The 13,162-nt window shown below is 71.5% G+C and carries 10 protein-coding genes; 5 read left to right on the plus strand and 5 right to left on the minus strand.

Annotated elements, in window-relative coordinates; translation table 11 throughout:
* Positions 1–28 precede the first annotated feature (28 nt).
* The 3 genes from DB32_RS19690 to DB32_RS19700 are packed head-to-tail and all read left to right on the plus strand — an operon-like array spanning position 29 to position 6,818.
* Positions 29–2,869, plus strand: a complete 2,841-nt coding sequence (locus tag DB32_RS19690) for a serine/threonine-protein kinase (RefSeq protein ID WP_053234114.1) — start codon at positions 29–31, stop codon at positions 2,867–2,869.
* Positions 2,870–2,921: 52 nt separating this feature from the next.
* Positions 2,922–3,497: a hypothetical protein gene (locus DB32_RS19695; RefSeq protein WP_053234116.1), complete on the plus strand. Its 576-nt coding sequence runs from the start codon at positions 2,922–2,924 to the stop codon at positions 3,495–3,497.
* Between the two features lie 42 nt (positions 3,498–3,539).
* Positions 3,540–6,818 (plus strand): fused MFS/spermidine synthase, encoded by a 3,279-nt coding sequence (locus DB32_RS19700; protein WP_053234118.1) that lies wholly within the window; start codon positions 3,540–3,542, stop codon positions 6,816–6,818.
* Here DB32_RS19700 and DB32_RS19705 read toward each other — a convergent pair.
* From DB32_RS19705 to DB32_RS19725, 5 genes are all read right to left on the minus strand, one after another.
* The gene (locus DB32_RS19705) at positions 6,799–7,713 is read right to left on the minus strand and encodes a hypothetical protein (protein ID WP_053234120.1); all 915 of its coding nucleotides are present in this window, start codon (positions 7,711–7,713) and stop codon (positions 6,799–6,801) included. The genes DB32_RS19700 and DB32_RS19705 overlap by 20 nt on opposite strands.
* Before the next feature lie 71 nt (positions 7,714–7,784).
* Positions 7,785–8,357: a type IV pilin protein gene (locus DB32_RS50000; RefSeq protein ID WP_053234122.1), complete on the minus strand. Its 573-nt coding sequence runs from the start codon at positions 8,355–8,357 to the stop codon at positions 7,785–7,787.
* Between the two features lie 92 nt (positions 8,358–8,449).
* Complete coding sequence (locus tag DB32_RS50160) at positions 8,450–9,007, minus strand: type IV pilin protein (protein WP_053234123.1); 558 nt, start codon at positions 9,005–9,007, stop codon at positions 8,450–8,452.
* Positions 9,008–9,011: 4 nt separating this feature from the next.
* A complete protein-coding gene (locus DB32_RS50005) occupies positions 9,012–9,539 on the minus strand; it encodes a type IV pilin protein (RefSeq protein WP_053234125.1) in 528 nt (175 codons plus the stop codon).
* Positions 9,540–9,668: 129 nt separating this feature from the next.
* Positions 9,669–11,066: a sigma-54-dependent transcriptional regulator gene (locus tag DB32_RS19725; protein ID WP_053238871.1), complete on the minus strand. Its 1,398-nt coding sequence runs from the start codon at positions 11,064–11,066 to the stop codon at positions 9,669–9,671.
* A 55-nt stretch (positions 11,067–11,121) separates the two neighbouring features.
* Between DB32_RS19725 and DB32_RS19730 the strand changes: the two genes are divergently transcribed.
* Positions 11,122–11,952 carry a tetratricopeptide repeat protein gene (locus DB32_RS19730; RefSeq protein ID WP_157069196.1) on the plus strand — a complete coding sequence of 277 codons (831 nt, stop codon included), beginning with the start codon at positions 11,122–11,124 and terminating at the stop codon, positions 11,950–11,952.
* 17 nt (positions 11,953–11,969) lie between these two features.
* Complete coding sequence (locus DB32_RS19735; RefSeq protein ID WP_157069197.1) at positions 11,970–13,142, plus strand: hypothetical protein; 1,173 nt, start codon at positions 11,970–11,972, stop codon at positions 13,140–13,142.
* Positions 13,143–13,162: the final 20 nt, after the last annotated feature.

The following is a 13,162-nucleotide window of genomic DNA, read 5'->3' on the forward strand; positions in this document are numbered from 1 at the left end:
GGCGCCGCAGGCGGGGATCGAGACTGCGATGAAGAAGCCCATCCCGTTCGGCAAGTACGTGCTCCTCGAGCGGATCAACGTCGGGGGCATGGCCGAGGTCTTCAAAGCGAAGGCCTTCGGCGTCGAGGGCTTCGAGCGGCTCGTCGCCGTGAAGCGAATCCTGCCCTCCATCGCCGAGGATCAGGAATTCATCACGATGTTCATCGACGAGGCGAAGATCAGCGTCCAGCTGACGCACGCGAACATCGCGCAGATCTTCGATCTCGGGAAAGTCGGCGAGTCCTTCTTCATCGCGATGGAGTTCGTGCACGGGAAGGACCTCCGCGCGATCTTCGACCGAGCGCGCAAGCGCGGCGAGACCACGCCCGTCCCGATGTCCTGCTACATCGCGATGAAGATCTGCGAGGGCCTCGACTACGCGCACAACAAGAAGGACGCGGCGGGTCGCGACCTCCACCTCGTCCACCGCGACGTCAGCCCGCAGAACTGCCTGATCAGCTACGACGGCGAGACGAAGCTGATCGACTTCGGCATCGCGAAGGCCGCGGGCAAGGCGGGCCGCACGCAAGCCGGCATCCTCAAGGGCAAGTTCGGGTACATGTCGCCCGAGCAGGTGCGCGGGCTGCCGCTCGATCGGCGCAGCGACATCTTCGCCGTCGGCATCGTCCTCTACGAGCTCCTCACGGGTGAGCGCTTGTTCGTCGGCGAGAGCGACTTCTCGACGCTCGAGAAGGTCCGCAACGTCGAGATCATGCCGCCGTCGACCTACAACCGGCGGATCCCCGAAGAGCTCGAGCAGATCGTCCTCAAGGCGCTCGCGAAGGACGTCGACGATCGCTACCAGACCGCGATGGATCTGCATGACGACCTGCAGTCGTTCATGTACACGAGCGGCAACTTCTTCTCGCGCAAGGATCTGAGCGCGTACATGCGCAAGGCCTTCGCCGACGAGATCGCGAAGGAGAGCGCGCGCGAAGAGGAGTACCGGCGCATGGAGGCCGACGGATCGCTCGGCCGCGCGTCGTCGTCGTCGAGCGGTGGCTCGGGGCTCGAGGCGTTCGCGGATCTCGAGCCGATCGAGGCCTCGCAGCCCTCGGTGCCGGTCCCGCAGCACACGCATCCCCCGCAGCTCCAGGCACAGGCCGCGAACGTGAGCGCACATCAGCCGCCGGGCCCGCGCAACCAGCAGAAGCGCACGATGACGGGCATGCCCGCGATGCAGCCGCCGCCTCCGCCGCCGCGTCTGTCGGGTGGGCCGCCGCCTCCGCCGCCGCCGCGCTCGAGCACGAGCGGGGAGATGTCGGCGCCTCCGCCTCCGCCGCCGCGCGCGAGCACGAGCCAGGAGATGTCCGCGCCCGTGCAGAGCAAGGCCTCGCAGGGCAAGGCGCCCGGGCTCGACATGGACTGGGACGAGGAAGAGCTCTCGACCCAGATCTACGACAAGCCCGACGGCGTCCAGGGCGCGCTGATGCAGGACCTTCCGCCGGCGACCGCGCCCGCGCCGTCCTCGCCGTCGCGTCCTGCTGCAGGCGCTGCGCGCCCGTACGCTCCCGCGCACACGCCGGCGCCGATGGGCGCGCCGTCGCCCTTCGACAACCTTCCGTCGCAGCCCGCGCCTTCGCAGGGGCCGTCGATCGGTCCGGAGCCGACGGCGGTCACGCGCAAGCAGCCGGAGCGTCGCGGCGGTGTGAGCGGCGCACTGCTCGGCCTCGCGGGCATGCTCGTCGTCGGCGTGCTCGCGGCGGGCGGATGGTTCGTGTTCCTGCGCTCGCAGCCGGGCACGATCACCGTCACGACGACGCCGTCGGATCCGGTCGTCTATCTCGACGGCGAGGTCGTGCAGTCGTCGACGTCGAGCCCGTTCGTCATCGCGAACGTCGAGCCCGGTCAGCACCTCGTCGAAGTGCGCAAGCTCGGGTTCGAGACGTGGGCGACCACCGTGACGATCGAGTCGGCCGCGCAGCTGCAGCTGCCGCCGGTCGCGCTCGTGCCGGTCGCGGGCGGATCGCCGGCCACGGGCCCGGCGGTCGCGGGGATCGCCGCGCAGGGCACGACGAGCGTGCCCGCGACGGCGCCGGCGACGGCGGGCACCGGCTTCACGCTGAGCACCGTTCCGGCGGGCGCGCGCGTGTTCGTCGGCGATCGCGAGCTGGCGCAGCGCACGCCGGTGCAGGTGACCGATCTGCAGCCGGGCACCTATCAGATCCGCGTCGACAACGGCACGAGCTACGCGCCGTGGCTCACGCAGATCACGCTCGGCGAGGGCCAGGTGATGGCGCTCCCGCCGGCCGTGCTGACGCTGCGCACGGTGAGCGTCGAGATCACGTCGGAGCCTTCGGGCGCGCAGGTGACGCTCGTGCGCGGGACCGAGGAGCGTCGCGTCGGCCGCACGCCGGTGACGACCGACGTCGACGTGACGGGCGCGGGCTGGCGCGTCGAGATGGAGCTCGGCGGACATCGCGATTACGAGGCCGAACTCGTGCTGCCGCAGGGCCAGGCGAACGCGGTGCACATGGCGACGCTGGAGCGCGTCGAGCGCAGCGGTGGTGGTGGTGGCGTGCGCATCGCGACGCCGCGTCGTGACCCGGAGAGCGGCGGCGACAGCAGCGGTGGCGGCGCGGCGGCGAGCGAGGAGCGTCCCGCGGCGGGTGGCAACGGCACGCTGATGGTGAACACGCGGCCGTGGTCGCAGGTGTTCGTCGACGGGCGCCTCGTCGGCAACACGCCGCAGACGAGCATCTCGCTGCCCGCGGGTCGCCACACGCTTCTCCTGGTGAACTCGGAGTTCAACATCCGACACACCGTGCAGGTGCAGATCCGCGCCGGCGAGACCGAGCGTCAGATCCTGACGCTGCAGCCCGGCGGGTGAGGAGACGGAGCCCGCGTGCACTTCGCGCCGGCTCCGCTCATGATCGCGGCCGATGCGGGCCCGCAACCCCAGCGGCGAACGACGACGACGAGCGCGTGAGGGCGCCACGTTCCTGCAGGTCGCGGCGGTCGTCGCGGTCGTCGGCTCCCTGCTCGCCGCGTTCGTGCCGACGTACGTTCGGCAGCTGCGCCTCAGCAAGATCTCCGAGGCATCGGAGCACCTGGCCCTGATGCACATGCGCGCTGCGGCGTACTTCGCCGCGGAGCACGACACGGAGCGCGGCCCCGCGCGGCACTGCCTGCCTCCGGCCGCAGGTCCGACGCCCGCGACGCCGAGTGTGGAGCCGGTCGAGGTCGCGTGGGACGGCTCGACGCTCGACGCCGCGACTTGGACCGCGCTCGGCTTCGCTCCCGAGCGACCGGTGCGATTCAGCTACGCGTTCGAGCCGGCGACGGACGGATGCGGTCTGCGCAGCGCAGAGGGCACGTACTTGGTCACGTTCCGCGCGAACGGCGATCTCGACGGCGACGGGGTTCGCTCCGTGTTCGAGCGTCGCGCCGCCGCGGATCCGCAGACTGGCGAGCTCGTCCCGATCGGCATCCTGTACGTGCGCGATCGCGTCGAGTGAAGCGTCGCGCCGGCTGCCGCGCATCCGATACCATCCGCGGCGATGCGAACGAACACGCTCCCGCTGTACGGAGCTCTGCTCTGCTCCGGCGCGGCTGCGCTTCTGTACGAGTCGGCTTGGACGCGGATGCTCCATCGCGTCTTCGGCGTCAGTGACCTCGCCGTCGCGACCGTCCTCGCCTGCTTCTTCCTCGGGCTCGGCGTCGGCAGCGCGCTCGCGAGCCGGATCGCGGGGCGGCTCGCTCGACCCGCGGTCGCGTACGCGGCGCTCGAGGTCGCTGTCGCGGCGTACGCCCTCGCGTCCGTTCCGCTGATGCCGAGGCTGCACGACGCGTACGCGGGCCTCGGCGGGTCGCTCTCGTTCGAGATGATCTCGCTCGTGCGCTTCTCGCTCGCGTCCGCCGCGCTGCTTCCGCCGACGATCGCGATGGGCGCGACGCTCCCGGTGCTCGCCCGATTGATGCCGCAGCAGGCTTGGTCGGGGAGCGTGACGGCGCTGTACACGGCCAACACGCTGGGCGCCGTGTCGGGCGCAGCGCTCGGCGGCTTCTGGCTGATCCCACAGCTCGGCACGCGCGCGTCGGTGATCGCGGCCGCGGTGCTCGGGATCGCGGCCGCCGCGATCGCGATGCTGTGGATGCGTCGCGACGTGCCTCGTTCGGAGAGCGATGCGGGCGCGTCGGCGAAGGTGAACACGGGTCGCAGCGCGAAGCTCGGGATCGAGCTCGTGCTCACGACGCTGTCCGGCGCGATCGCGCTGGGCAGCGAGGTCGTGTGGACGCGCGTCCTCCGCATCATCGTGCACGGCACGACCGGCGCGTTCGCCGCGATGCTCGTGAACTACCTCCTCGGCATCGCGATCGGCGCGCTGCTCGCACGACGCATCGTCGCTCGCGTGCGTGCGGGCGTCGCATTCGGAGTGCTCCAGAGCCTCGCGATCCTCGTCACTGCGCTCGCCGTCATCACGGTGCCGCAGCTTCCGCGCGTGATCCCGCTCGCGCGCGGCGAGCTGGACATCGTGCCGCACGAGACCTGGGTCCTCCTCCTCGCGTCCGCGTCGATCCTCTTCCCGCTCGCGATCGTGACTGGCACCGGGCTCCCGCTCACGTGGGCGATGGCCGCGGAGCGGACCACCGACTCCGCGGGCGCGAGCGGTCGGCTCCTGGCCGCGAACACGATCGGTGGCCTCGTCGGTGCGCTCGCGACCGGGTTCTTCCTCGTCCCGACGATCGGCGTCGAGGCGACGCTCTTCACGATCGCTACGTTCTCGGCGCTCGCGAGCGCGATCGCGCTGCGCTCGTCCGTCGACGGCAGCGTGCTCGCCCGCGTCGGCGCGATGACCGGCCCGTTCGTGCTCCTCGCGCTCGTCCTCGCGGCGCGCCCCACGTTGTCGCTGCCGTACCTCCTCGGCGCTGCGCAGCAGCCACTGCAGGCCATGATCGCTGGACCGAGCGAGTCGTGGCGCGACGAGCTCGTGTTCCTCCGCGAGGGCCGGAACACGACGGTGACCGTCCGCCGGACGCGTACCGGGCTGGCGCTCTACAACGACGGTCGACCGGAGTCGGGCTTCAGCGCTGGCGATCCTGGGTTCGGTCACGAGCTCGTCCTGCTCGGGGCGCTCCCTGGCCTGTTCGCGGAGCAGCGCGAGCGCGTACTCATCGTCGGCATCGGCGCGGGCCACACGACGACGATGGCGCTCGCGTGTGGGTTCGAGCACGTCGAGGCAGTGGAGCTCGAGCAGGCAGTCGTCGATGCCGCGCGCTTGCTCCACGACGCACGCGGCAGACCGTTCCCGGTCGACGATCCGCGCGTCACGCTGCACATCGACGACGCGCGGAACCGGATCGCGCTCGCGCCGAGCGGATCGCTGGACGCCGTGATCTCGCAGCCGTCGCACCCGTGGCTCGCCGGATCGAGCGCGCTCTACACGACCGAGTTCTTCGAAGAGGTCGCGCGCGCGCTGCATCCGGGCGGCGCGTTCGCGCTGTGGCTCAACGTGTTCCGGATGGATGCGGCGAACCTGCGGAGCGTGCTCGGAACGCTGAGCGACGTGTTCCCGAACGTGCACGGATTCGTCGTCGAAGGATCGAGTCTGGTGCTCGTCGCCACGCGTTCCGATCTCGATTGGGACCGCAGCGCCGCGCGGATGCAGGAGCCGGCGTTGGCGGCGCTGCTGCGCGCTGCGGATCTCTCGTCGGTGCCGCGCCTCGGCGCGAAGTTGGAGCTGGACGCCGCGAGCGCTCGAGCCCTCGGACGCGATGCAGAGCGCATCCGAGACGACCGACCGCTCCTCGAATTCCGCCTCGCGCAGCTGAGCAACACGCGTCGTTTCGAGCTGCGCGATCTCGACGTCGCTCGTGCGCATGCGCCGTGGCTCGCGCCGGGAGCTTCGCTCGCCGCCTCGTCCGACGTCGCGCGCGTCACGAGCGAGCGCATCGGAACCGCGACGTCGCGTCCGCGCGCGCTGCGAGCGATCGCGGCATCGCTCGAGTCGCTCGCGCTCTCTTCCGGAGACCGCGCGATGCTCGAAGGGCGACTCGCAGACGCGCGTGGTGACGTCGGAGGCGCGATCGCGGCGTACGAGCGAGCGGGCACGCCGGATGCGGAGGCGCTCCTCGACCGACTCCGGCTCGCCGAAGGCATGCACGAAGCCCTGCTCGATCGCGCGATCTCGCGCGCGGTCCAACCCACCGAGGGCAGGGCGATGCTCGAGTCCGCGCTCGCGATGCGCGACTTGGCGACGCTCCGCGTGACGCTCGCCATCGCGGACGGCATCGGGTACCCGCCGGAGCGCGAGCTGCGCGACGCAGTGCGCGCGTACGTCGATCGTGGCTGTGACGGCATTCTCGAGGCGTCTGCCGTGACGCGCCTCGCCGCGACGACGCCGGAGCTCGCGCGCACCGTCGCCGAGTGCGCCCAGCGAGCAGGCGCGAGCGCGCGCGCCGAGGCTTTCGCCGAGGAGGCCGTGCGTGCGAGGTGGCGCCAGGCGAGTAACTGGACCGACCTCGGCCAGAGAGCGCTCGCGGGCGGCAACGGCGGCCTCGCGTGGGTGGCGCTGAACCGGGCGCTCACGCTTCAGCCGACGAACAGCGCCGCCGCGATCGCGCTGGCTCGTCTCCACGCGCGCGATGGCCGCCCGCAGCTCGCGCAGCAGGTGATTCTCGAAGCATGGCGACGCAACGACGGGTTCGAGGATGCGCGCGCGACGTTGGCCGCGGCAGCGAGCGACCTCCGGATCGATCTCGGGATCGCGCCGCGAGGCAGCTCGACATCGGCGTCGACCGCGCCCGACGCGCCCGACGTCACTCCGTCCCCGCGCTGATCGCCTCGACGATCTCCCGCTCGTCCGCGAACGCCGAGGCGGCGAAGCCGTCGCGGTAGCTCGTCCGCCAGTCCACGACCGGAACGGGCCCGACGAGGAAATAGAAGGTCGGCGACGCGTACGGCATCTCGCGCGCTCTGCGCTCGTCCTCGACCCGATTCGATTCGGCGAGCGCCTCGGCGTACGCCGACGAGCGGAGCTCGGCGATCGCATCTGCGAGCTGCCCCCGCGTCTGCTCGTCCTCTGTGAGCGCGAACATCTCCTCGAGGTGCGCGGCGGCCGCCTCGGCGCGCCCTGCGCGCGAGAGGAGCGATGCGCTCGTCATCGCCAACCACTCGGGCCCGGCGCCTCGTCGCGCCGCGATCATCAAGTACTCGGCCGCTTCGACGCGCGCTGCGTCGCGCTCGCGCTCGTCGTCGAGCAGTGCGGGGAGCTCGAACGCGAGCGCCGCGCCGAGCGTCCACGCCAGGTCGCCGTCGTCCGGAAAGCGTTGGTGGCCGCGACGGAGATACTCGATCGTGCGGCGTGCGTCGTCCGCGGTGATCGCCTGGGGGCGGTAGAGGCCCGCCGTCGCGACCCACGTGTAGACGGCGTCGAAGTCGGGATCGAGCTCGAGCATCGCGTCGGTGTAGTCGAACACGTGCTCGAGCGCGCCACGCTGCTGCATCTCCTCGCCGAAGTAGACCAACGCGCGAGCCCACAACAGATCGGCGAGCGCCTCGTCCCAGCCGAGCGAGAACACCGGGAGCCAGCTCGGTGGCGGCAGGTAGTAGACGTCCTCGTACGTCTGGCTCGCGACGAAGTGGTCCAGCGAGCGCGAGCGCAGCGCGGAGCCGAGCCCGGCCGCAGCGGCGAGACCCAGCGCGATCGAGAGGGTTCGTCGGACGGTGCGCATGCAGCGGAAACGCAAGAGCCCTCCTGCGATGCAGGAGGGCTCCATCGTAAGGCAGCGAGCTGCTCAGCGGATCACTCGAGCTCGTTCTCGACGTACAGACCGGGGGCGCGCATCAGCTCGTTGTCGCCCGACGAGCCGGCCGAGAGCTCGAAGAGGCTCTGGGTCATGTCGCCGTCGAGGTCGCCGATCGCACGGAACGAGTACAGGTTCTCGCCACCCATGTGCGCGCAGCTGTCCGTCGAGCCCTGGATCTGGTACTGGAAGTAGATCGGGTCGGCGATGGTGAAGCCGATGTCCGTGAACGACTCCGCTTCCATGCCCCAGTCGTCGATCTGCGTCTTGCCGGTGCCCGGCGCGTTGGTCGTCACGGCGCCGCCGGCGACGGTGCACGCGCTCGAGGCAGCCGACGTGCCGCGCACGACGCCCTGCATGTCCCAGCGCTCGTTCTGGTAGTACGACGCGGCGCCCTGGAAGAGGTTGCGGAGATTGCTGCCCGCCTCGGAGGTCTTCGAGCGCCGGACGTAGCCGACGAACGCGGGAATCGCGATGGCGGCGAGGATGCCGATGATCGCCACGACGATCATGAGCTCGATGAGGGTGAAGCCGGCCTTCCGCTTGTTCGCGATCTGAATCAGGTTGCGCATTCTCGTCCTTCCACTCCCAGGCGGCTGCCGCGCCACCCACGTCCTCCCGTTCAGCAATGGTCGTGCCGACGGAGCGGAAAAGGACGGCGTGGTCACTCCCAGCCCGTTTCGAGGTACGAGCCGCCGATGCCGCGCGAGACGAAGACGCGGTCGCTGATCGAGTAGCCCTCGAAGACCACCGTCGTTCCGTCGCCGTCGAGGTCGGCCTGCGCCTGCGTCACGAACCAGTACTCGGCGCCGCTGAACCCGGGAATCCCAGCGCCGGCGCCGGACGTCGGTGCGCCGTCGAGGGCGGGGCGCGTCCCCGGGCCACCCGTCCAGACGCGATATCGGAACCGCACCGGGCCCTCCGGATCGACGCCGAGATCCTCCCATCCGCTCGCCGCGACGTCGAAGGATCCGACCGTGTTCGGTGCGGGGATCGACGCGGGGTTCCAGCCGAGCGATCCCGCGTACTGGCTGTAGAGGCCGTAGTACGAGTCCTCGGCTTGCCGGATCGCGCCGAGCGTCTGCACCGCCTCCGTCGTCCGGGCGCGCATCATCTGCGCTCGAAACGCGGGCACCGCGACGGCGGCCAGCACGCCGATGATCGCGACCACGACCATCAGCTCGATCAGCGTGAACCCGCGACGATAGCGCGCGCGGCCCATCGGCTCACTCCCAGCCTTGCGCGAGGTACGGGCCGTCGATTCCGGCGGAGACGTAGACCCGATTCCAGCCGTTGTAGGTCTCGAACCCGACGAGGTTGCCGTCCGAGTCGAGATCGCCTTCGGCTTGGGCGACGAACCAGAACGAGTTCCCACCGACCCCCGTGACCCCGGACGCTTGCGAGGGAGTCCCGGCCCGCACGCGATAGCGGAACCGCAGCAGGCCATCGGGCGAGACGCCCAGCTGAGCCCAACCGGTTGCCGTCGGGTCCCAGGCGTGGAGCGTGCTCGCGCTGCCGTAATCCGACGGATTCCACGTCGGAACGTTCGCGTACTGCCCGAACTCGACGCGGTACGACTCCTGGCGCTGGCGGATCTCGCCGAGCATCCGGAACGCCTCTTCGGTGCGAGCCCGCTGCAGATAGCCGCTGAAGGCCGGGATCGCGACTGCTGCGAGCACACCGATGATCGCGACGACGATCATCAGCTCCAGCAGCGTGAAGCCCGCTCGGCGCTTCGTGGGGGCTCGCGTCATTCGCGGGATTCCTCCGGGAGCGGCTCGCAGCAATGCTCGCTCCACGGGGTGCGAGCCTATCATGGGGTGCAGGATTCGAGTGAGTGTCGAATCTCGTCACCTCGATGCGGAGCGGACTGACGTTTTTGGTCACTTCTCGTCGTCGCTCGAGTCGCCCTCGGCGAGGCCGAACTTGCGCAGACGGTAGCGAAAGGAGCGAAATGTGGTGCCGAGCAGGCGCGCGGCCGCCGTCTGGTTGCCTTTCGTCTGCTCGAGCGCGCGGAGCAGCAGCCCCTTCTCGAGCTCGCCCAGCCAGCGATCGATGTCGAACCCCGGCGCGATGTCGGCGGAGGGCAGGGTGGTCGCCTTGCCCACTTGGGGGCCGCCTTCGGGCAGGTCGTCGAGCGTGACCTCTTCGCCGAGCGCGAGGGTGACGGCGCGCTCGACGACGTTCTCGAGCTCGCGGACGTTGCCGGGGTAGTCGTGGGCCGCGAGCCAGCGCATCGCGGCGGGCGAGTAGCGGAGGGTCTTCCCCGCGAGCGAGGCGTGCTTCTGGAGGAAGTGCTCGGCGAGCGCGGGGACGTCCTCCGGGCGCTCGCGGAGCGGCGGCAGCTGCAGGCGGATGACGTTCAGCCGGTAGAAGAGGTCGCTGCGGAAGCGACCCTCGGCGACTTCCTTCTCGAGGTCGCGGTTCGTCGCGGCGACGACGCGCACGTCGGTCTCGATCTCGCGCTGACCGCCGACCGGGCGGACCTTTCGCTCCTGGAGGACGCGCAGGAGCTTCACCTGGAGCGCGGGCGCGAGCTCGCCGATCTCGTCGAGGAACAGCGTGCCGCTCTCCGCGGCGCGAAAGAGGCCCTCGTTGCGCTGCGTCGCGCCGGTGAACGCGCCCTTCTCGTGCCCGAAGAGCTCGCTCTCCATCAACGCCTCGGGGAGCGCGCCGCAGTTGACGACGATGAACGGGCCGCTCGCGCGCTCGCCCAGCTGGTGCAGCGCGCGCGCGACCATCTCCTTGCCGGTGCCGCTCTCGCCGGTGATCAGCACGCTCGTGCGCGCGCCGGCGACGCGCCGGACGAGGTCCATCACGCGGCGCATCGCCGGCGAGCTGCCGAGCAGGCCGGGGACGGGCTTCTCCTGCTCCGCGACGCGCGCGCGCAGGACGCGGTTCTCGGAGGCGAGCTTGCGCTTCTCGAGCGCCTTCTCGAGCAGCACCAGGAGCTCGTGGTTGCGGAACGGCTTCTGGATGTAGTCGTACGCGCCGAGCCGCATGGCCTGCACCGCGTTCTCGGTGCTGCCGAACGCGGTGATGACGACGACCTGGAGCGCGTCGTCGCGCTCGCGCGCGGCAGCGAGGACGTCCATGCCGGTGCCGTCGGGCAGCGCGAGATCCGTGATGACGAGGTCGTACGGCGTGGCGGTCGCGACCCGTGCGCGCGCGGTGGTGACGTCGGAGACGAGCTCGGTCTCGTAGCCGGCGCGACGCAGGAGGACACCCAGCATCTCGCGGAGGCTGGCCTCGTCGTCGCACACGAGGATCCGCGCGGCCATCGCGCGCACGTTATCACGCGCGCGCGATGCGCTGCGTGCGAGACTGCGGCGCGCCGTGCTCCGACGACATCGAGCGATCGTGGTGATGATCGGCGTGCTCCTCGCTGCGTGCGCGGGCGGGCCGATGCACGACGGGCGCAGCGCGATGCGGCGCGGGGAGTTCGAGGTCGCGGCGCGCCACTACCGTCGCGCTGCCGAGGAGCATCCGGACGAGCCCGGGACGTGGATGGCGCTCGGGCGCGCGGAGATGGCGGCGGAGCGATTCGAGCGCGCGCGCGATGCGTTCACGCGCGTCGCGGCGCTGCGGCCGGAGAGCGCGACGCCGCGCATCCTCGTCGGCAACACGTGGGAGCTGCAGCGCAACTACGACGAGGCGCTCGAGGCGTATCGCATGGCGTGCCGCGTCCAGCCCGACGCGGCGCGCCCGTGGCGCGTGCTCGGGACGCGGCTCTTGCGATGGGGGCGCTCGACCGACGCGATCCCGGCGCTGGAGCGCGCGCTCGAGCTCGCGCCCGATCACGCGGAGACGTGGAACGCGCTCGCGATGGCGCGCTGGCACGCCGAGGATCGCGCGGGCGCGCTCCGGCAATTCGAGACGGGGGTGGAGCGCTTCCCGGAGCACGCGGGGCTGCGCCTCGGGCTCGCGGCGGCGCTGATCAACGAGCGTCGCTACGACGAGGCGCTCGCGGCGTACGACGCGCTGCTCGAGCGCACGCCGGACGTCGCGCCGGTGCTGGTCGGCCGCGCGATCCTGCTGCACGAGCTCGGGCGTCGCGACGAGGCGCTCGCGTCGTTCGAGCGCGCGGTGCTCGCGTCGGGGGGCGCCGCGTCGTACCGCGCGCGGCTCGCGGAGTATCGCGCGCTGCTCGCGCGCGAGCCGAGGTGACGAGTACGCTCGGCGCGATGCGCTGGCTCGTCCTCTCCGTCGTCTTGGTCGCATGCGGTGGAGAGAGCGCCGCGCCGGATCCGTCGCCGCCCGTCGCGCCGGCGCCTCCTCCGCCGCCGGTCGTCGCGGCGCGCGCGATCTCGTCGCGAGCATCGTTCGATCTGGTCGCGCTGCCCGAAGGCGCCGCGCTCGCGTGGGGCGCGACGCCGGACGACGGAGGCGGCGTGCGCGCGATCGCCCTCGATCCGATCGGCGGCGTGCGTGGCCACGAGGTCGTGGTGTCGGACGTCGCGTTCGTAGGCGGCGGGGACGATCCCGGCTCGGTCGAGGAGCTCGTGGTCGCAGCCGCGGGTCTTCGCGTCGCGGTCGCGTGGGTCGCGCGCACCGGCCCGATCGTGCACGCCCACGCGACGATCGCGAGCGCGGGGGTCGACGCGTTCGCGCCCGTGCGTGACCTGGGCGCGACGGTCGCGGGCGCGTACGACCGCAGCACGCGCGGCCGGCTTGCTGCGTGGGGTCGCGACGACGGCTCCACGGCGATCGTGGTGCGCGCGCCGCCCGGGCCCTGCCAGGCGAGCGCGGGCGAGTGTGCGCGCTTCGCGCTCGCCGCGATCGGCGACGGAGAAGGCAGCGGTGGGCGCGACACGATCGTGAACGAGGTGCGCGAGCCTTGTGATCCGCTGGTCGTCGGCGGCCTCGCGCGCGGGAGCGCGTTCTTCTACGGCGCGTGCCACGTGACCGAGCAGGGCGCCCCGACGACGACGCTCTACGCGATCGATCGCGGCGGAGGCGGTGCGCTCGCATCGGCGCCCGACGTCGTCGAAGGATGCGCGCCGATCGGGATCGCGCCCGGTGCGAGCGGCGCGATCGCGATCGCGCGCTGCGAAGACGGTGTCGCGGCACAGGAGGTCGGGCCGCGCGGCGATCTGCTGGGCACGGCGCGCGCCGCGGAGCCGCGCGTGGTGTGCGCGTCGGGGCGGCCGACGATCGAGCTCGGCGCGATGCGCGTGCAGCTCGTCGAAGCGGTGTCGCGCATCGAGGGGCTCTTGCCCGCGTCGGTCGCGCCCGAGGGCTCGCGCGCGGTGTGGACCGGCGATGCGATCCTCGTCGCCGCGCCCTCGGGCCGTGAGGTCGCGCTCCGTCGCTACCAGTGCGACGTCGATTCGATCACGCGCACCGACGTACGCTGATCCGATGCGAGGATTGGCGC

The sequence above is a fragment of the Sandaracinus amylolyticus genome (genome assembly GCF_000737325.1).
Lineage (GTDB): Bacteria > Myxococcota_A > Polyangia > Polyangiales > Sandaracinaceae > Sandaracinus > Sandaracinus amylolyticus.